This window comes from Streptomyces sp. NPDC056296 (assembly GCF_042268605.1).
GTDB lineage: Bacteria > Actinomycetota > Actinomycetes > Streptomycetales > Streptomycetaceae > Streptomyces.
In genome coordinates this window covers 63,137-81,897 of record NZ_JBHJRX010000022.1, presented here as the reverse complement: position 1 = coordinate 81,897, position 18,761 = coordinate 63,137, and the positions used below count along the sequence as shown (strand labels likewise).

The window sequence follows — 18,761 nt, the reverse complement described above, 5'->3', positions numbered from 1 at the left end:
CGCCTCCTTCCACGGGTGTCCCTTCCCGCCCGTCCGCCGGGTCCGCGACCCGCTTCACCGGTACTCCGAGAGCCTGCGGCCGATGCCCAGCAGCGCGCCGGCCGCGCCGAGCCCGGCCAGGACGCCGGCGCCCTGCGGCAGGTAGCCCATCGCGTCCAGTCCGTCCCCCGCCGCCTGCTCGAACTCCCGCTCCTCGTGTTCGATGGCGGCGGCCAGCGAGGTGTCGACACCGTCGAAGCACTCGACCGTGGCGCCCTTGCCGCCGATGACCAGGTCCAGCGCCTGCTGGTAGTTGCCGCTCTCGTCCTGTTCACGGGCCGAGGCGTGGCGCTTCTTCCACTCCGCCATGTTGCCGTTGGCCGCCGCGACCGGCCGCTCGCCCGCCTCGTCGTCGGCGAGCCCCTTCGCCTCGGCCAGGCCCTTGCCGAGGGTGTCCATGTTCTTCCCGAAGTCGAAGTCGTAGGCGTCGAACGTCTCGTCGCCCACCTTCTTCGTCTCCGCGCCGCGTGCCACCAGCGTGAGGTTCTCGTTGCCCCGGGCCTTGAGGGAGGCGATGCGGGCGTCGTGCAGCACGTCCAGGGAGCGTACGCCGTGGTCGTAGGAGTCGCCCAGGTTCGACCGCGCGACGCTGTGGCCGACGATCAGCCAGAGCATGACGATCGTGGCGGTGGCCGTGGCGGCGACCAGGCCGTGGTTCAGAACCCGGTTGGTACGCCGGTAGTTGCGGTGCTGCGCCCAGGCCAGGGCGGCGAGCGCGAGGACGCCGAGGGCCAGCGCGGCCCAGGGGTAGGGCCTGGCGTCGGCGTAGTCGGCGCGCAGCCGCTGGTTCTCCTTCTTGTACAGGTCCTCCGCCGCCGGGAGCATGTCCTGCTGCATCTTCTCGTTGGCGTAGCGCAGGTAGGCGCCGCCGACCGGGAAGCCCTGGCGGTTGTAGGTGCGGGCGCGCTCGATGAGGCCCTTGTACTCGGGCAGGAGGCGGTTGAGCTTGGTGATGGTAGCCGCGGAGGGGGAGTTGGCGGCGGCGGTCACGAGCCCTTCGGCGGCCGTGCGGATGCCCTTCTCGTACCGGTCCCGGGACGCCTTGGTCTCCTGGCCGCCGGCCAGGAAGCCGCTGGAGGCCGCGGTGTTGGCGTCGGCGAGGGAGCGGTAGATGTCGGCCGCGTCGGAGGTGAGCGGCTGGCTGCGGGTGAGCACGTCGTCGGCGGCCTGGGACCGCTCGTTCATCTGCCAGGCGGTGACGGTGCCGAAGGCGACGACGAGCGCGGCGAGCAGCGCACCGATGATCCGCAGCAGCCCCGGCTCGGTGACGGCCGCCGCGCGCAGTCGGTCCACGCCCTCGGCGAACGCGGTGCGGCGGGGCTCCGCGGGCGGGGGCCCGGCGGGGGCGTCGGCCGACCGCTGCGGAGGCAGTGGCCGGGGCTGTGGCGGTACGGCGGGCAGGGTGGGCGCGCCGGTGCCCGGCGGTGGCGCCGCGCTGCCCTTCGGCGGTCGAGTCACTGCTGACCTCCCCCATGGTCATCCGTCGCCGCAAGTATCCCTGCCCGCACCGACATTCGCACCGGGCTTCACCCGATCTTGATCCGATCCGGGTGTAACGCACCACCCCTGCCCATGAATACGCCACCGGAACCGGTTCGGTTCCCCGAGCGGGACTCCGCGCGGGGCGGATCCCGGCCCCGGACCGGATCCGGGCTCGAACTCGAGCCGGACCGGACACGGGCGGGACTCGGATCGGGCCCGGGACTGATTCGGGACCCGGACCCCTGCCGGACCCGGGTCCGGAATCGGGACACGGCGGCCCCGGAGTGGGCTTCGGGCGGCGGGGTCTCAGGCAGTGAAGTGTGTCCGTGCGCGTGCGTGGGCGTCGGGGGTTGCCTCCGATCGGTCGAGTCCCAGCAGGACCGCGCCCAGGACGGGGCGTGCCGTCACCACCCGCGGTACGGCCTTGGGGGCGCGGGTCGTCAGCAGTTGACGTATGCGGTCGTCGAGTTGGGGGTGGCGGGCCGCCAGGACGCTGCCGCCCAGCAGGACCGGGGTCTCCTCCGCGAGCAGGTCCAGCCGGGTCAGCGCGACCGTGGCCATGGCCACCACCTCGTCGGCCTGCCGGTCGACGACCGCACGGGCGAGCGGGTCGCCGTCCGCCGCCGTGGCGAACAGCACGGGGGTCAGTTCATGGCGCCGGACGGGCTCGATGTGCCGCAGGTGCAGGGCCTCGATGAGGGCGTACATCGAGCCGAGCCCGAAGTGGGCCGGCAGGGTGCGGGCCAGTTCCGTGGGCTCGCCGCGGCCGTCCTCCGCCCGCGCCGCGTGCCACAGCGCCTCCTCGGCCAGCCCCCAGCCGCCGCCCCAGTCGCCGGACAGGCGCCCGATGGCCGGGAAGCGGGCGGTGCGGCCGTCGGGGCGCATGCCGACGCAGTTGATGCCGGCCCCGCACACGACGGCGACGCCGAGAGGCTCGTCGATGCCCGCCCGCAGAACGGCGAACGTGTCGTTGCGTACCGCCACGCTCGTGCCCCACCCGCGCGCGTCCAGCGCGGCCGCCAGCTGCTCCTCCTCCACGGGCAGGTCGGCGTTGGCCAGACACGCCGAGACGTGGTCGACGGAGGTGACGCCGGCCGCGGCGAAGGCCCGCGTCACCGCCTGGGCCAGTGTGTCGACGGCCCGCTCGACGCCCACGGCGGGCGGACGGAAGGCGCCACCGCGGGCCGTGGCGAGGACCTCCCCGTCGGCCGTCACCACGGCCACGTCGGTCTTGCTGTTGCCCGCGTCGACGGCGAGCAGGCTTGCGGTCAGGCCCACGCCAGGTGCTCCCGGTTGTGTGCGATCAGCCGGTCGGTGAGCTGCTCGGCGTACGCGTACTGGCCGACGAGGGGATGGGCGAGCAGCGCCCGGAACACGCGGTCCCGGCCGCCGCGCAGGGCCGCGTCCAGGGCCAGGTCCTCGTACGCCGTCACGTTGGCCATCAGGCCCGCGTACAGCGGGTCCACGGTCGGCACCGGCAGGGGAACGGCGCCCTTGCCGCCCACCGCCGCCGGCACCTCGATCACCGCGTCGTCGGGGAGGAAGGGCAGCGTGCCCCGGTTGTACGTGTTCACCACCTGGTACGGGGAGCCCGCGCCGCCGAGCAGGGCGGCGGCGAGGTCGACGGCGGCCTCGGAGTAGTAGGCGCCGCCGCGCTTCGCCAGCAGGGCGGGCTTCTCGTCCAGGGCCGGATCGCCGTACATCTCCAGCAGTCGCCGTTCCATCTCCGCCACCTCGGCGGCCCGGGAGGGCTTGGTGCGCAGCTCGTCGACGACCTCGTCGTGCGCGTAGTAGTAGCGCAGGTAGTAGGAGGGGACGACGACCAGGCGGTCCAGGAGGGGCCGGGGCAGGCGGAGGTCGGCGGCGATCGTCTCACCGTGTTCGGCCAGCAGGCGGGGCAGCACGTCCTCACCCTCGGGGCCGCCGAGGCGGACGCCGGTCTCCCAGGTGAGATGGTTGAGGCCCACGTGGTCCAGGTGGACGTCGGCGGGTGCCACCCCCAGCAGGGCGGCGAACTTGCGCTGCAGCCCGATCGCCACGTTGCACAGGCCGACCGCCCGGTGCCCGGCCTGGAGCAGGGCGCGGGTCACGATGCCGACCGGGTTGGTGAAGTCGATGATCCAGGCGTCCGGGTTGGCCCGGCGGACCCGCTCGGCGATGTCCAGCACCACCGGCACGGTGCGCAGCGCCTTGGCCAGGCCGCCCGCGCCGGTCGTCTCCTGGCCGACGCAGCCGCACTCCAGAGGCCAGGTCTCGTCCTGCTCGCGGGCGGCCTGGCCGCCGACGCGGAGCTGGAGCAGGACGGCGTCGGCGCCGTCCACGGCCGCGTCCAGATCGGAGGTGATGACGACGCGGCCGTCGTGTCCCTGCCTGGCGAGGATGCGGCGGGCGAGGCCCCCGACCAACTCCAGCCGGTCCGCCGCGGGATCGACCAGGACCAGCTCCCGCACCGGCAGCGTGTCCCGCAACCGGGCGAACCCGTCGATCAGTTCGGGCGTGTAGGTCGAACCGCCGCCGACCACGGTGAGCTTCATACAGAGATCAACCCTTTACTCCAGTCAGCGTGACACCCTCGACGAACGCCTTCTGCGCGAAGAAGAACACGAGGATCACGGGGGCCATGACCAGCACGGTCGCCGCCATGGTGAGGTTCCAGTCGGTGTGGTGGGCGCCCTTGAAGGACTCCAGGCCGTAGGAGAGGGTCCAGGCGCCGGGGTTCTCGGAGGCGTAGATCTGCGGGCCGAAGTAGTCGTTCCAGGCGTAGAAGAACTGGAAGAGGGCCACGGCCGCGATGCCCGGCTTCGCCATCGGCAGGACGACCTTGAGCAGGGTGCGCAGTTCGCCGCAGCCGTCCACCTTCGCCGCGTCCAGGTACTCGTCCGGGATGGTCAGCAGGAACTGCCGCAGCAGGAAGATGGAGAACGCGTCGCCGAACGCCATCGGGATGATCAGCGGCCAGAGCGTGCCCGACAGGTCGAGCTGCTTCGCCCAGAACAGGTACATCGGGATGATGACCACCTGCGGGGGCAGCATCATCATCGAGATCACCAGCATCAGGGACAGATGTCGGCCCCGGAAGCGGAACTTGGCCAGCGCGTACGCCACGGGGATCGACGACACCACGGTCAGGACGGTGCCCAGGCCGGCGTAGAGCAGCGTGTTCCTCCACCAGGTGAGGAAGCCGGGCGTGTCCAGGACCGTGCGGTAGTTGCCCCACTCCCAGGTGTCCGGCATCAGGTCGCGGGTGAGGGCCTGCTGGTCGCTCATCAGCGAGGTGAGGACCACGAACACGAACGGCAGAGTGAAGAAGAGGGCGGCGGCCACGCCCAGGGAGTGGACGGCGATCCACTCCAGCAGCACGCGCCTGCGGGCGGCGCGCCGTTCGGTGGGGGGCGTGCCCCCGGCCACCACGGGCCGGTCCAGTACCTGGGTCACCTGGGACACCTGGGTCATCGTTCACCTGCCTGGATGAGACCGCCCCGGCGGCGCATCAGCAGTGCCGTGAACGCCATGGCCAGTGCGAACAGCACGAGGGCGACCACACAGGCCGAGCCGTAGTCGAAGCGCTGGAAGCCGAGGTTGTAGACGAGCTGGGGGAGGGTGAGGGTCGACTTGTCCGGGTAGCCCGGTTCGAAGGACTGGCCGGAGCCGCCGATGATCCCGGAGGCGACCTTCCCGGCGACCAGCGGCTGCGTGTAGTACTGCATCGTCTGGATCACGCCCGTGACCACGGCGAACAGCACGATCGGCGAGATGTTCGGCAGCGTGACGAACCTGAACCGCTGCCAGGCCGACGTCCCGTCCAGCTCGGCCGCCTCGTACTGCTCCTTCGGTACGTCGAGCAGCGCGGCCATGAAGATGACCATGAGGTCGCCCACGCCCCACAGCGCGAGCGCGGTCAGCGCCGGCTTGGACCACGCGGAGTCCGTGAACCAGCCGGGAGCCGGTACGCCCAGCCCTTCCAGGACGGAGTTGACCGGGCCGGTGCCGGGGTTGAGGAGGAAGACGAAGGCCAGCGTCGCGGCGACCGGCGGGGCGAGGTAGGGGAGGTAGAAGAGGGTGCGGAAGACGCCCGCCCCCGTCCTGATCTTCGTGATGAGCAGACCGATCCCGAGCCCGAACACCACCCGGCAGGTCACCATCACCAGGACCAGCCAGAGGGTGTTGCGCAGGGCCGGCCAGAACAGCGGGTAGTCCTGGAAGACGTACGCCCAGTTGTCCAGGCCCCGGAACTCCGGGACGCCGAAGCCGTCGTACCTCATCAGCGAGAAGTACACGGTGGACACCAGCGGATAGGCGAAGAAGACGCCGAACCCGACGAGCCACGGTGACATGAAGGCCACCGTCCGAAGCGCCGAGGACCGGCGCTTCGCGCGGAGAGTGTTCGCGGTCATGAACGTCATGGACCGCTACTTCGTCTGCTCGATGTCGCGGTCGATCTGCGCGGCGGTCTTCTCCAGCCCGGCCTTGAGATCCTTCACCTTGCCCGACTCGTACTGGTAGCCGAAGTCCTGGAGCGTCAGCTGGTACGTCGAGCCGTTGACGGAGGCCGGCGGGGAGCTCGACTCGGGGTGCTGGGCGATGTCCATGAAGGTCTTGAACGCCGGGTCGGTCTTCAGGTCGGGCGACTTCAGGGCCGGGAACGTGGAGGGCACGTTGCGGATCGCGTTGGCGAAGGCGACGACGGCCTCGGTGTCGGTCGTCATGTACTTCACCAGCTCCCACGCCGCGTTCTGCTTCTCGCTCTGCGGGGCGATGCCCATGACCGTCCCGGAGAGGAAGCCCTTGCCGTACTCGTCCACCTCGTCGTCGGCGACCGGCATCGGCGCGGTGCCGATCTCGAAGTCCACGCCCGCGTCCTTCGCCATGCCGAGCCGCCACTCGCCGTCGAGCTGCATGGCCACCTGACCGGTGTGGAAGGGGTGCTTCGCGCCCCACTCGTCGCCGAAGGTGTTGCGGTACTTCTCCAGCTTCCCGAAACCGCCGAGTTCGTCGACGAGCTTCTTCTGGTACGTGAACATCTCCGCGAAGGCCGGGTCCTCGGCGACGCTGGACTTGCCGTCCTCGTCGAAGTACGCGTGGTCCCACTGGGACATGTAGTGGTCGACCACGGTCTCGTAGCCGTGGTAGTTCGGCATGAAGCCGAGCTGTTCGTAGCCGTCGCCCTTGGGCTTGGTGAGCTTCTTCGCCACCTCGGTGAACTCCGACCAGGTCTTCGGCGGCGCCTTGATCCCGGCCGCCTCGAAGGCGTCCTTGTTGTAGTAGAGGCCGTAGGCGTCGCCGAGCAGCGGCAGGGCGCAGCGCGTGCCCTCGAACTGCGTGTAGTCCAGCATCGGCTTCGGGATGAGCGCGTCCAGGTCGAGCTTCGACTTCTCGATGAAGGGCTTCAGGTCGAGGAACGCGCCCGAGGAGCAGAACTTGCCGATGTTGGAGGTGGTGAACGACGACACCACGTCCGGGCCGCTCGAACCGCCCGCGCGCAGGGCCTGGTTGAGCTTGTCGTCGTTGATGTTGCCGACGACCTTCACCTTGATGTTGGGGTGCGCCTTCTCGAAGCGGGCCACGTTCGCCTGTACGGCCTTCACCTCGGCGGGCGCGCTCCAGCCGTGCCAGAAGGTGATGGTCGTCTCGGCGTTCGGGTCGTCCGTGGCGCCGGTGTCGGACTGACCGGTGCAGGCGGTGGCGAGGAGGGTGAGGGAGGCGGAGGCGGCGACCGCGAGAGCCGCTTTCCTGGATATTCCGGGCATGACGAATCTCCCTGGGGCAGGGCGTGGCGGGACGGGGGCGGGTGGTGCGGGGTGGTGCTGCGGTAGCGCTAAGCGGTGGTGCTGACGGGGCGGGCTCAGCGCGAGGTGTCGAAGACCTCGTCGCGGGTGGTCGCCAGCGCGCTCTCCAGCGCGCCGCGCAGTACGGGATGCTCGGTCACGTCACCGACGACGAGCCGGGGCCTGGACGCGGCCAGCTCCTCCAGCTCGTCCTGGACCAGGGCGCGCAGCGCCTCACCGCCCGCGGCGAGCGAGGTGCCGCTCAGGACCACCAGTTCGGGGTCGAGGACGGAGACGAGGGAGGCGAGACCGGTGGCCAGGCGGGTGGCGTACGTCCGGAGCAGGCGGTGATGCGGGTCGTTGTCGTCGTCGGTCCGCGCGCCCCGGGCGACGAGGGCGGCGGCGACCTCGTAGTACGACCCGGAGGGCACGGCAGTGACGCCGAGCTCCCGGGCCAGTCCTGCCAGGGCCTGGGAACCGGCCAGTTCCTGGAAGCCGCCGCTGCCCGTACGGCTGACCTTGCGGACCAGCGGGGCGCCCGGCACCGGCAGGAACCCGACCTCGCCCGCGCCGCCGGTCCAGCCGCGGTGCAGCCGGCCGCCGAGGACGAGGGCGGCGCCCAGGCCCTCCTGGTTCCACAGCAGGATGAAGTCCTCGTGGCCCCGGGCCGCGCCGAGGCGTTGCTCGGCCACGGCGGCGAGGTTCACGTCGTTCTCGTACTCGACCGGCATCGGCAGGGCGGCGGCGAGTTCGTCGAGCAGGGTGGGGGAGTGCCAGCCCGGCAGGTGGGCGGCGTAGCGCAGCCGCCCGGTGCCCGGGTCGAAGGCGCCCGGGGTGCCGATGACGAGGCGGCGGACGTCGTCCCGGGCGAGTCCGGCGGCCTTCACCGCGCCGTCGAGCGCGTCGGTGACCTGCTGGACGACGGGGGTGGCGGCGCGCCGTCCCGGGGTGGGCAGTTCGTACCGGCCGACTGTGCGCCCCGTGACGTCGGCGACCGCGGCGAGGACGCGGTCCGGGGTGACGTCGAGTCCGGCGGCGTACGCCGCGGCCGGGTTGACCTCGTACAGCTGGGCGCCGGGGCCGGGGCGTCCCTCGGTCGTTCCGCCGGCCAGCACGAGCCCCGCCGCCTCCAGGCGGGCCAGCAGTTGGGAGGCGGTCGGCTTCGACAGGCCGGTGAGCTTGCCGATCCGGGTGCGGGACAGCGGACCGTGCTCCAGCAGGAGGTCCAGGGCGGCCCGGTCGTTCATGGCGCGCAGGACGCGCGGGGTGCCCGGCGTGCCGGCGGTTCCTGCCATGCGTGTCCACACCTGCCTCTCGACCGCTCAGTTTTTCAGTGTCCGGTGGGGGAAGTCCACCGACCGCCCTCCGGGTGTGAGGGAAGCCGAGTCTGTTAGGAAAGTTTCCTGTTGACTGAGAAACGTAGGCCCGCCGGGCAGGGGCGTCAAGAGACCGCCCCCGAGGCAACGCAGTCGTTGCCTCGGGGGCGGTGTGGGCGCCGGGCCCGCTACTTGGTGGTGCTCGTCGGGGGAATCGGGGACGCCGCGATGGACTGCGGCGACACCGTGCTCGCGTACGCCGACGGCGCCGCGACACCGGCCGTCGGGTCGGCGGCCGCGGCGGTCTGCCCCGGGATCTCGGGGCCGCCGACGATCTGGATGTCGGCCGCGTCGAAGGCCCGCTTGATGCGCCAGCGCAACTCGCGCTCGACGGTGAGGGCCTTGCCGGGCATGGTCTTCGCGGACACCCGCACCACCATGGAGTCGAGCAGTACGGAGTCCAGGCCGAGCACCTCGATCGGGCCCCAGAGCATCTCGTTCCAGGGCTCTTCCTTGCTCATCCGCTCGCCGACGGCGGCGATGGTCTCCTTCACCTTGTCCAGGTCCTCGTCGGAGCGGACGGTCACGTCCACGCCGGCCGTCGACCAGCCCTGGGAGAGGTTGCCGATCCGCTTGACCTCGCCGTTGCGGACGTACCAGATCTCGCCGTTGTCGCCGCGCAGCTTGGTCACCCGCAGCCCGACCTCGATGACCTCGCCGGAGGCCACGCCCGCGTCGATGCTGTCGCCGACGCCGTACTGGTCCTCCAGGATCATGAAGACGCCGGAGAGGAAGTCGGTGACCAGATTGCGGGCGCCGAAGCCGATCGCCACGCCGGCGACGCCGGCCGACGCGAGCAGCGGCGCGAGGTTGATCTGAAAGGTGCCGAGGACCATCAGGGCCGCGGTGCCGAGGACGAGGAAGCTGGCCACCGAGCGCAGTACGGAGCCGATGGCCTCCGAGCGCTGACGGCGCCGCTCGGCGTTGACCAGCAGGCCGCTCAGCGCGGTGCTGGCGCCCGTCCCGGCCCTGCGGTTCATTCGGTCTATCAGCTTGGTGATCGCCCGCCGCACCACCGCCCGGAGCACCACCGCGATCACCACGATCAGCAGTACCCGCAGCCCGATCGCGAGCCACGTCGACCAGTTCTCCTCGACCCAGCCGGCGGCGTTCGTCGCGCTCTTCTGGGCGTCCTGGAGCGAGGGTACCGCCGGGGCCGTCGGGGACGGCGACGAACCGGCGGCCAGTAGGACGGCGGCGGACAGGGACACGGCGGATACCTCCAGATGCGGCGGCCCGTCCTCACAGGCCCGGGCCAAGGTCCGATCCGAGGTCCGCTCCAAGGTCACGGAAAGGTCACCGGACGGGCAGAAGCACCACACTAACGGGGCACCGGGCGCGGATCGGCCCGAAACGGTCGGGAGAGACGGTGCTCACCCGCGCTTGAACTGGTCACGGTCGTGGGGATGCATTCCGTGTGGTCGAAAACACTCCCAGCCCGTTACCGGGACATGGTGGCGCTTCCACCAGCCATGAGGGGAGACTGACTACGGATCGTCCCGGCGCGAGCCACGCGCCGCCGGCGTACAAGGAGGCATCCGTGCCGCATGTCCTGGTTCTCAACGCGTCGTACGAGCCACTCGGCGTCGTACCGCTCCGCCGCGCGCTCGTCCTCGTCCTCGAGAACAAGGCCGTATGCCTTGAGGAGTCCGGCGCCTATCTGCACAGCGCGACCGTCACCGTGCCCGCACCCAGCGTGGTCCGGCTCAAGCGATTCGTGCGGGTTCCCTACCGGGGGCCCGTCCCGCTCACCAGGCGGGCGCTCTTCGCACGCGACGGGGGCCGCTGCATGTACTGCGGCGCCGTCGCCACCAGCGTCGACCACGTCATCCCGCGCAGTCGCGGGGGCCTGCACGCGTGGGACAACGTCGTGGCGTCCTGCCGCCGCTGCAACCACGTCAAGGCCGACCGGCACCTCGGCGAGATCGGCTGGCGCCTGCGCCACAAACCCGCTCCGCCCACCGGCCTGGCCTGGCGCATCATCGGCACGGGCCATAGGGATCCGCGCTGGCTGCCGTACTTGCAGCCATACGGCGCGGAGGACGCCATGGCCCGGATCGACGGCATTTCCGCCTGACGGTCCGGGCCTTCGTGTACGCCGGGCCGGGCTCGCTCAGCGCACCCAGTTCTTCAGCGACTCGGTGTCCAGGGCGATCCCGACCGGCTCGGGGAGCGCGACCTCCTTGCCGAAGGGCAGCGTCTGCACGGTCTCGTACCGTCCCCCGTCCGGCCGGCTGTGCACCTTCACCTCGCAGACGTCCCGGTCGATCAGGAGATACACCGGGATGCCCGTCTCGGCGTAGGCCCTGGGCTTCTCGACGCGGTCGCGCCGGTCGGTGTCGGAGTCGTACGAGGTGACCTCGACGACCATGAGGACGGGGGTGGCGTCGGCCCATTCGCCCGCGCCGGCGAAGGCGTGGCTGGGTACCAGCGAGCCGTCGGGGCGGGCACGGCCCTCGCGGTAGGCCTCGACCATCAGGCCCTGGTGAGAGTCGAGCCACAGATCCGGGCGCTGCTGCATGCAGATCCGCGTGAGCCATTCGATGATGCTGCCGTGGTCGCCGTCAGGCACGGCTTTCCCCCCCAGGTGTCCGTTGATGAACTCGAGCCGCGCGCCTTCTATGCTCCGGTCGGCGTGGCGGGCGAGTTCCTCGAACTCGGTGACGAGCATCTGGGGCCTGTCAGCGGTCACGGTCACAAGGCTCCTCCGGATCTGCGGGGGTCCACACGCTCAGCGTAGGGGAGATCCGGCCTGCCAGGCGGGGAGTCCCACTCGGCGTACACCGTCTTGCCGACGGTCCGCGGTTCCCATCCCCATCGGTCGGCCAGCGCCCCGACCAGCTGAAGTCCCCGCCCGAACTGCTCGTCGGCTGCCCCGACCGGGCGCGGGTGGGGCGGCCGCTCGCCCCGAGGGTCGCTCACCTCTACCCGGAGGACCCGGTGATCGAGGGTGAGGTGCACGCGGATGAGCCGTCCCCGGAGGCTGCCGTGCAGCAGGGCGTTGGTCATCAACTCCGAGACGACGAGGGCCACGTCTCCGGCGAGGTCCGGCTGTCCCCATTCGGCCACGAGCCGCGCGGCCCGGCGCCGGGCGAGGGGGACGCTGCGCTGGGCGAGGGTGTAGTCGAGCCGGTCCTCGTGGAGGAGTGGGAGGGGCAAGGGCACGGGTTCTGTCATGGAGGGGTGCCTTCTGGTGTTGGGGGCGGTGGCTCTGCCGTGCCTCCGTGTCGGCAGGACGGTGCACTTCCGCCGGGAGTGGACCACGGAGTAAGCGGCTGGATACTGAAAGTAGTGGCCCTTGTGTCGCGGGTGCAACTGGTTCGGAGACATTTGTCTCCATTGCGTCTCCAGTGGATCGCGTCCGGCAACATGTGGGGGTGACTCGAACCACGCAACTCGGGAACCGGGCGTCAACTGTGCTCGGGCGCAGGCTCGGTGGAGAACTCCTGCGTCTGCGAGATGCCGCGGCCAAGACGCAGCAGCAGGCAGCCGAGGTCATCAGTGCGACCAACTCGAAGATCGTCAAGATGGAACGCGGCTGGGTGCCGATGCGTGATCCGGATATCCGTGCGCTGTGCGAGTTCTATGGCCTGGCGGACCGGAAAGCCGTGGCCCAGCTACTGGAACTGGCCGGTCTGGATCGTGAGAGGCGCAAGGCGAAGGGGTGGTGGCAGGACTCACCCCATCCTGGAGCGCTGACCGAGTACATCGCCATGGAAGACGCTGCCAGTCGCGTACGCACATGGCAGCTCTCGCTTGTGCCGGGTCTTTTCCAGACCCCTGAATACGCACGGTCGCTGGCGGTCAGTGAAGGTGTCGGCTCCTGGGAGGACCCTGCGGAGATCGAGCGGATCGTCGACATCCGAATGCGTCGGCAGGATCGTTTGGTGGGTGAGCGCCCGCTGGAGGTGTATGCCGTCGTCTGGGAGGCGGCGTTGCGGCAGTTGATCGGCGGGTCTGGGACGATGCGAGGACAGCTCGAACGGCTCCTGGAAGTCGCCGAACTGGAGAACGTCCGTCTTCAGGTCCTGCCGTTCCATGCTGGGGGCCACCCATGCATCACGGGCCCGTTCACCATCTTGTCGTTCCATGAGGCCGAGGCGGTGGATGTGGTCCAGGCCGACACCATCGCGTCCAGCGTGTGGGTGGAGAACGAAGCGGCGAGCAGCGAGTACGGCGACCTCTTCGATCGCACGGCCCGGCGGAGCCTGGCGCAGCGTGACTCCACTCGCCTCATCGAGGCCATCCGACAGGAGATTTGACCGGTGTACGAATTCGACTTCGTGAAGTCCAGCCACAGCAATACCTCTGGTGAGTGCGTCGAGGTCGCCCTCAACGTTCCCGGGACGGTGGCCGTCCGTGACTCCAAAATCCCCGCCGACGGGCCGATACTTCGCATCGCGCCGCAGGTCTGGGCTCGGTTCGCGGGGGAGTTGGGGGCGTGCCCGCTCAAGGGTGGCTCCATGTGAGTGTGTAGCGCCAGAAGAGCCGGCGGTGCAGCCGGGCGCCGGGCAGAGCCGTGCGGGCCGCTTCGGTGATGTCGGAGAAGGGCATGTCGGCCGGACGGGTCCGGGCGGTCATCGAGGTGGGCGGGGCAGCGCTCCGGCCCCTGTTCTTGAGCCACCCGGTGGCCGCGTTCAGCGGGACTGCGGCCGCGCCGAGGAGGTGGTCCGTGGCGGTCCGCGGCCGGAAGAGGCCGACGACGACCAGGGTGCCGCCGGGAGCCAGATGCCGGCGGAAGGTGTCGAGGGCCTCGGTGAACGGCAGATGGTGGATGGTGGCGACGCAGGTGATGACGTCGTAAGGTCCGGCGGGGAGTCCCGTCAGGGCGTCCGCGACGGTGAAGGACGCCGCCGTCCCCTCCGGGGTCAGCGCGCGTGCCTGCGAGGTGATCAGGGGGTCGGAGTCGACGCCGTGGACTTCGTCGGCGCGGGTGGCGAGAAGCCGGGCCAGGTCACCACTGCCGGAACCGACGTCCAGCGCGCTGCCGAACCGGTGGGGAAGTCGGCGCAGTATCCAACGGTGGTAGTGGGCGTTGTGGTCCCAGGGGTGAGCGGCGTTGAAGCGGTCGAGCGCCTGGAGGAGTCGATGAGGCGGTGACGTCATGGATTCCTTACGACCTCGGGACGTGTTGGTCCTGAAGGTTCGAGTGGGTGGGGCGCCGTGCGGCCCGGTCGGAGACGAGGCCGGCGATCGCCAGATGCGTCTCGGCGTAGGTGTCAATCCGGGGCGAGGACTGGCGCCGCCCCCGCCCCTGGATTCGCGAAGCGGGCCCAGGCCAGCTTCACGGCCGGCCTCACCCGCACGGCCCTTCTCATGTCACGGTCGAATCAGCCGGACAGTCGATGCGAGGGGCAGGGCCACCTCACATGAGTTCGACCAGAGCCGCTCGCCACTGCGGGCGCGGATCAGCACCGACGCTTGTCCAGTACTCCCGGCCGCGCACGATCTGTCCCTGCTCGACGGTCCAGAACGAGGCCGCGCGGAACACGCCGAACGCGTCGTGCGGCACCTCGACCTCGGAGACCACCTCGTTGCCGTCAGCCACGATCCGCAGCACCCGAATCGACCAACCCCCCGGGTATTCGCTGTTCACCGCGACGAAGTTCTTGTTGCCGACGATGCGTTCTGCGCTGATCGGCCACTCCACCACGACGTCCTCTGCGACCAAACCGGCGACAGCCGACCAATCGCGCGCCTGGATCCGATCCCACAATGCCTCAACCACTTCCGAAGACTCCATGGGCGGCACCCTTGCACGAGCCACTGACACCCGACCTCGGGGATTGAGGAGCAACCTGGCACGGCCGCCCAAGCAGTAGCCCGATGTGCGAGTGGCAGATCGGGTGTCCGCCCCTGGTCCAACCTGATGCCGAGCGGTTCCGCAGGCTTCCGGGTCGTCGCCTCCGGTCGGCGCCGTGGCGGCGATGACGGCGTCCAGCGTGTCCCGTGCGGCCAGCAGGCCGGCCACGGCCTCGTTGATGCGTTCACGTTCCCGGTTCAGGTCGGGCAGCATGCCAGAACAGGCTGGCGCCAGGGTCTGCCCGTCGTCGACCATGCAGGGCATCAGTTCGGCGATCGTGGCGGTGTTGAGACCGACGCCGAGCAGCATACGGATGCCCCGCACTGTGGCTATGTCCTCTTCCGTGAACTCGCGATATCCGCTTGTCCGCCGCGATGGCTTGAGCAGCCCCTGCTCCTCGTAATAGCGCAGCAGGCGTTGGCTGACCCCGGTCCGCCGGGAGAACTCCCCATGCGCATGTGACGACCACCACGTTCGGTTGACTCTCACATCGATGAGAGACAGCAGTCTATGCCGCATGACGAACCAGCGATCAGCAAGCCCGCAGCACCACGCACCCGTTACCGTCATCGGCCTCGGCCCTATGGGCCTCGCCCTCGCCGAGACGCTTCTGGAACACGGCCACCCCACGACCGACTGGAACCGCACCCCGGAGAAAGCCGACAGCCTCGTCACCAAGGGCGTCCACCGCGCGGGGACCGTCGCCGAGGCGGTGTCCGCGAGCCCTGTCACGATCATGTGCCTGAAGGACTACGAGACCATGTACGCGGTCCTCGACTCCGCTGGTGACGCCTTGAAGGGCCGCGCATTGGTGAACCTCAACTCCGGTACCCCGAATGAGGCACACGCGGCGGTCAGCTGGGCAACCGAGCGAGGCGAGGATGTCTTCGACAAGCATCGGGCGACGCTGGCGGGCATGGGCGCCCCCCGGTTTCATACGACGTTGAGGCGCACTACTGACAGGGCTAACGCTGCCTGATGCGGCACTAAACGGTCAACCGTGAGCACTCGTGCCCCTTCTGTCCTGAAGCCGCTCCTTTGAGCGCCCAGATGACAGTTACCCGCCGAATGCTCACGTCTTTCGGTAAGGCCCCGCCCTTGCCAGAACGGACGTGGCCGCGCGACTTGCGCGCACACCCCCTGGGGGCCGTCACACGTACCGCAGCTCCCCGGGCCGTACCGAGCGCCCCAGCAGCGGCAGCGCCGTCGCCGCCGACAGGAGGCAGGACGCGTACACCGCGGGCGCGACCAGCAGGGCCGTCCACGGCACCGAGCCGACGCCGGTCGCCGTGGAGTACCAGACGCCGACCGCCAGGCCCCCGGTACCGGCCAGCAGCAGGGCGGGCGCGAGCGGGACGGCGGTTTCCAGCAGCAGGGCCCGGTTCAGGACCGTACGCGGCACTCCCGCCGCGACCTGGGCGGCCAGGGCCCGGCGACGGGTGGACAGCGACTCGGCGGTGCCCACGGCGAGGCCGGACAGGGTGATCGCGAGGGCGACGAGGACGGCGGCGCCGGTCAGATCGAGGCCGGTGGTGTAGTACGCCATGTCGGCGCCGAGGTGCCACTCCCGGGAGCGCAACTCGGTGAGCATCGCGTGCCGGACGCACAGGAAGGCCGTACCGGCGACCGTCACCAGCAGGACCGCGGCGTGGGTGCGGGCCGGTGCCCACGGGTCGGCGCGCAGCCGTTCCGCCGCGATGAGCGGGGCCGGGGTCCGGGCCCGCCCGGCGAGCAGCCGCCCGGTGAGCCGCGCCGTGGCCCCGGACAGCCACACCGCACCGGCACCGACCGCGATGACCAGGGCGAACACGGTCAACGGGCCCTGCCGGTGGTCCCGTCCGCCCGAACCGGAGCCGGTCGTGGCCACGGCGAGCGGCGCCAGCACCGCCACCAGCAGCAGCGCGGCCAGGAAGAGGAGCCCAGGGCCGCGGCCCGTCGTCGGCCGCGTCCGGCGTACCCAGCCCAGCGGCGAGGCCACCACCCGACGCAGCGCCAGCACCCCCGCCACCGCGCCCAGCACCGGCACCCCGACGGCGACCAGCGCGATGCCCGCCCAGGTCAGGGCGGTCGGCCGGCTCCACAGGCGCAGCAGGAGCAGGACGGAGAAGACGGTCACCACCGCCGAGCCCGCCAGACACGCGAGCCCGGTCTCCAGCGCCGCGATCCGCCGCACCTGCCAGGGCGTCGCCCCGGCCAGCCGCAGCCCGGCCAGCCGCCGGTCGCGGTGGACGGCGCCGATCCGGGCGCACTGACCGAGGAAGCCCAGCACCGGAACCAGCAGCATCAGCAGACTGACGATCACTCCGGCCCGGGTGCCGGGCTCGTTCAGCAGGCCGTGGCCGACGGAGACGGTCAGGCCACCCCGAAGGGACGCGAGCGTGACGGCCGCCAGCGCGAAGCCCGTCGCGAGGGCCGCGCCCGCCGCCGTCAGCATGATCCGCCACCACTCCCGCCGGTCCGACCCGCGTACGAGCTGCCGGGCCAGCCGGACGTCCGAGGTCACCGTGCTCACGCCGTCACCTCCAGCGGCGCCACGGCACCGTCCCGCAGCTGGACCTCGCGGTCCGCGTACGCCGCCACCTGGGCGTCGTGCGTGACCAGCAGCACCGCCGTGCCCGACTCCCGGGCCGTGTGCGCGAGCGCCGTCATCACCTGCTCGCTCGCCAACGAGTCCAGCGCCCCGGTCGGCTCGTCCGCGAAGACCGCCTTCGGCCCGGTGACCAGCGCGCGGGCCAGCGCCGCCCGCTGCGCCTGCCCGCCGCTCATCTCGCCCGGCCGCAGCTCCTCCTGCCCACGCACTCCGAACCGCTCCAGCCACTGACCGGCCCGCGCCCGCGCCTCGGTGCGGCCGGTGCCGGCCAGCATCAGCGGCAGCGCCACGTTGTCCAGCGCCGTCAGCTCCGGGATCAGCTGCCCGAACTGGAAGACCACCCCGAAGTCGGTGCGGCGCAGCTCGCTCAGCCGTTTCTCCGGCAGCTCCTCCAGCCGCTGACCGGCGTACGTCACCGAGCCCGCGTCCGGACGGACGATCCCGGCCAGGCAGTGCAGCAGCGTCGACTTCCCGCTGCCGCTGGCCCCGGTGACGGCGAGGATCTCGCCGGCCCGCAGCTCGACCGAGGCGCCGCGCAGGGCCTCCGTCCTGCCGTGGGACTTCACCAGGTCGCGGGCCGCGAGCAGCGGCCCCGCCGTGGTCCCGTTCGTGTCCCCGTTCGTCATGCTGTGCGGACCTCCGCGGTCAGAGTGGTGAGCCGGGCCGCCGTGGTGGTCATCCAACGGAGGTCGGCGTCCAGGTGGTTGAGGGCGTAGTCGGCCGAGAGCACGGTCGTCAGGTCCGTGCCCGGGGCCGTCTTGACCGCCGTGAGCTCCCGCATCCGGCCCATGTGGGCGGCACGCTGGGCCAGCAGATAGGCGCCCGCGTCGCCGCCGGTGAGGATCGAGACGACGACCTTGGCGAAGATCTCGTTCGTCACGAACGGCGCGGGCGGTGCGATCTCGCCCGCCCACCGCGCCAGTTCGCGGCCGCCCTCGTCCGTCGCGCGGTACGCGGTCCGCTCCGGACCGCCGTCCGACGCGGTGCCGTCGACCTCCGCGAGACCGTCCCGGACCAGGCGTTGCAGGGTCGTGTAGACCTGCCCGTAGGCCAGCGGACGCGCCTCGGGGAAGCGTTCGTCGTGGCGTCGCTTCAGGTCGTAGCCATGGCTCGGCCCCGAGGCGAGCAGCCCCAGCAGGATGTGACGGGTGCTCATGAGGACCATTATTCACTGAGTACATGTACTGAGTGAATAGCTGGGGTGGAAGTGTGTCCGGGCGCTTCGGGCGGGTCAGGTGACTGTTTCGCCCGGATTTGGGGAGAGTTTGCGGGGATGGAGTGTGACCAGGACCACGTTGTCGCTGCTGGGGCGCCTGACCTCGCGCTGACTGGGTAGGGCTGCCGTAACGCGCCAAAAGCGTGCTCGAAACAACGCTCGACGAAGGAGACCCCCGTGGTTGCACTGGCACCGCTTCTGCTCCCGGCCCCGTCCAAACCCGTGGTGGAGCCGTCCACCCCCTGGGCGGAGCCCTCCGCCGCCTCCGACACCCCGCACTACTGCGTCTTCGGCGCCACCGGCAGTTGCGCCGAGGCACCGCTCACCAGCGAACCGCCGCTGCCCGACGCCGAGCCCCTCACCAGCGAGTCGCCGTTCGCCGACGCCGTGCCGCTGACCAGCGAGTCCTCGCCCGAACTCACGGCGGACGTGCCGGAGCAGGGCGGCCCGTCCTTCGCCGTCCCGGAACCCACGAGGTCGTAGAGGTCAC

19 protein-coding genes and 2 pseudogenes are annotated in these 18,761 nt (G+C 70.9%); 5 read left to right on the top strand and 16 right to left on the bottom strand.

The features are described from left to right. Window positions 1-54: 54 nt before the first annotated feature. The 8 genes from ACFCZF_RS18210 to ACFCZF_RS18175 all read right to left on the bottom strand — a co-directional run bounded on the left by ACFCZF_RS18210 (window position 55) and on the right by ACFCZF_RS18175 (window position 9,873). A complete protein-coding gene (locus ACFCZF_RS18210; RefSeq protein ID WP_376672512.1) occupies window positions 55-1,497 on the bottom strand; it encodes a hypothetical protein in 1,443 nt (480 codons plus the stop codon). A 330-nt stretch (window positions 1,498-1,827) separates the two neighbouring features. Further along, on the bottom strand, window positions 1,828-2,799 hold the full coding sequence (locus ACFCZF_RS18205; RefSeq protein WP_376672511.1) for an N-acetylglucosamine kinase: 972 nt from the start codon (window positions 2,797-2,799) through the stop codon (window positions 1,828-1,830). Continuing rightward, window positions 2,790-4,055 (bottom strand): 6-phospho-beta-glucosidase, encoded by a 1,266-nt coding sequence (locus ACFCZF_RS18200; RefSeq protein ID WP_376672510.1) that lies wholly within the window; start codon window positions 4,053-4,055, stop codon window positions 2,790-2,792. The genes ACFCZF_RS18205 and ACFCZF_RS18200 overlap by 10 nt, the downstream gene beginning before the upstream one ends. A gap of 7 nt (window positions 4,056-4,062) precedes the next feature. Next, on the bottom strand, window positions 4,063-4,956 hold the full coding sequence (locus ACFCZF_RS18195; protein WP_376672542.1) for a carbohydrate ABC transporter permease: 894 nt from the start codon (window positions 4,954-4,956) through the stop codon (window positions 4,063-4,065). 14 nt (window positions 4,957-4,970) lie between these two features. Continuing rightward, entirely contained in the window at window positions 4,971-5,915 is a 945-nt protein-coding gene (locus ACFCZF_RS18190; RefSeq protein WP_376672509.1) for a carbohydrate ABC transporter permease, read from the bottom strand. 15 nt (window positions 5,916-5,930) lie between these two features. Continuing rightward, window positions 5,931-7,268 (bottom strand): ABC transporter substrate-binding protein, encoded by a 1,338-nt coding sequence (locus ACFCZF_RS18185; RefSeq protein WP_376672508.1) that lies wholly within the window; start codon window positions 7,266-7,268, stop codon window positions 5,931-5,933. Window positions 7,269-7,363: 95 nt separating this feature from the next. Beyond that, entirely contained in the window at window positions 7,364-8,581 is a 1,218-nt protein-coding gene (locus ACFCZF_RS18180; RefSeq protein WP_376672507.1) for an ROK family protein, read from the bottom strand. A gap of 209 nt (window positions 8,582-8,790) precedes the next feature. Then, window positions 8,791-9,873, bottom strand: a complete 1,083-nt coding sequence (locus tag ACFCZF_RS18175) for a mechanosensitive ion channel family protein (RefSeq protein ID WP_376672506.1) — start codon at window positions 9,871-9,873, stop codon at window positions 8,791-8,793. 329 nt (window positions 9,874-10,202) lie between these two features. Here ACFCZF_RS18175 and ACFCZF_RS18170 point away from each other — a divergent pair, with 329 nt between their 5' ends. Then, window positions 10,203-10,739, top strand: a complete 537-nt coding sequence (locus tag ACFCZF_RS18170) for an HNH endonuclease (RefSeq protein ID WP_019325428.1) — start codon at window positions 10,203-10,205, stop codon at window positions 10,737-10,739. 36 nt (window positions 10,740-10,775) lie between these two features. Here ACFCZF_RS18170 and ACFCZF_RS18165 read toward each other — a convergent pair whose 3' ends face one another. Then, a complete protein-coding gene (locus ACFCZF_RS18165; RefSeq protein ID WP_376672505.1) occupies window positions 10,776-11,360 on the bottom strand; it encodes a Uma2 family endonuclease in 585 nt (194 codons plus the stop codon). Beyond that, window positions 11,357-11,839 carry an ATP-binding protein gene (locus ACFCZF_RS18160; RefSeq protein WP_376672504.1) on the bottom strand — a complete coding sequence of 161 codons (483 nt, stop codon included), beginning with the start codon at window positions 11,837-11,839 and terminating at the stop codon, window positions 11,357-11,359. The genes ACFCZF_RS18165 and ACFCZF_RS18160 overlap by 4 nt, the downstream gene beginning before the upstream one ends. A 200-nt stretch (window positions 11,840-12,039) precedes the next feature. Between ACFCZF_RS18160 and ACFCZF_RS18155 the strand changes: the two genes are divergently transcribed. Then, window positions 12,040-12,924: a DUF5753 domain-containing protein gene (locus ACFCZF_RS18155; protein WP_376672503.1), complete on the top strand. Its 885-nt coding sequence runs from the start codon at window positions 12,040-12,042 to the stop codon at window positions 12,922-12,924. Window positions 12,925-12,927: 3 nt separating this feature from the next. After that, window positions 12,928-13,131, top strand: coding sequence for a DUF397 domain-containing protein (locus tag ACFCZF_RS18150; RefSeq protein ID WP_376672502.1), 204 nt, complete (start codon window positions 12,928-12,930; stop codon window positions 13,129-13,131). On the opposite strand, the gene ACFCZF_RS18145 is transcribed toward ACFCZF_RS18150, so the two are convergent. From ACFCZF_RS18145 to ACFCZF_RS18135, 3 genes and pseudogenes are all read right to left on the bottom strand, one after another. Next, a complete protein-coding gene (locus tag ACFCZF_RS18145; RefSeq protein ID WP_376672501.1) occupies window positions 13,112-13,768 on the bottom strand; it encodes a class I SAM-dependent methyltransferase in 657 nt (218 codons plus the stop codon). The genes ACFCZF_RS18150 and ACFCZF_RS18145 overlap by 20 nt on opposite strands. 259 nt (window positions 13,769-14,027) lie before the next feature. Then, a pseudogene (locus ACFCZF_RS18140) lies at window positions 14,028-14,375 on the bottom strand (nuclear transport factor 2 family protein); the annotation flags it as partial. A 171-nt stretch (window positions 14,376-14,546) separates the two neighbouring features. Further along, window positions 14,547-14,954 (bottom strand): annotated as a pseudogene (locus tag ACFCZF_RS18135) (MerR family transcriptional regulator); the annotation flags it as partial. A 28-nt stretch (window positions 14,955-14,982) separates the two neighbouring features. Here ACFCZF_RS18135 and ACFCZF_RS18130 point away from each other — a divergent pair. Further along, the gene (locus ACFCZF_RS18130) at window positions 14,983-15,444 is read left to right on the top strand and encodes an NAD(P)-binding domain-containing protein (protein WP_376672500.1); all 462 of its coding nucleotides are present in this window, start codon (window positions 14,983-14,985) and stop codon (window positions 15,442-15,444) included. A 171-nt stretch (window positions 15,445-15,615) separates the two neighbouring features. On the opposite strand, the gene ACFCZF_RS18125 is transcribed toward ACFCZF_RS18130, so the two are convergent. The 3 genes from ACFCZF_RS18125 to ACFCZF_RS18115 are packed head-to-tail and all read right to left on the bottom strand — an operon-like array spanning window position 15,616 to window position 18,211. After that, a complete protein-coding gene (locus ACFCZF_RS18125) occupies window positions 15,616-16,977 on the bottom strand; it encodes an ABC transporter permease (RefSeq protein ID WP_376672499.1) in 1,362 nt (453 codons plus the stop codon). After that, window positions 16,974-17,681, bottom strand: a complete 708-nt coding sequence (locus ACFCZF_RS18120) for an ABC transporter ATP-binding protein (protein ID WP_376672498.1) — start codon at window positions 17,679-17,681, stop codon at window positions 16,974-16,976. The genes ACFCZF_RS18125 and ACFCZF_RS18120 overlap by 4 nt, the downstream gene beginning before the upstream one ends. Continuing rightward, the gene (locus ACFCZF_RS18115) at window positions 17,678-18,211 is read right to left on the bottom strand and encodes a PadR family transcriptional regulator (protein WP_376672497.1); all 534 of its coding nucleotides are present in this window, start codon (window positions 18,209-18,211) and stop codon (window positions 17,678-17,680) included. Before ACFCZF_RS18115 ends, ACFCZF_RS18120 begins: the two co-directional genes overlap by 4 nt. A 237-nt stretch (window positions 18,212-18,448) precedes the next feature. Here ACFCZF_RS18115 and ACFCZF_RS18110 point away from each other — a divergent pair, with 237 nt between their 5' ends. After that, window positions 18,449-18,754 carry a hypothetical protein gene (locus ACFCZF_RS18110; protein WP_376672496.1) on the top strand — a complete coding sequence of 102 codons (306 nt, stop codon included), beginning with the start codon at window positions 18,449-18,451 and terminating at the stop codon, window positions 18,752-18,754. The last annotated feature ends 7 nt before the right edge of the window (window positions 18,755-18,761 follow it).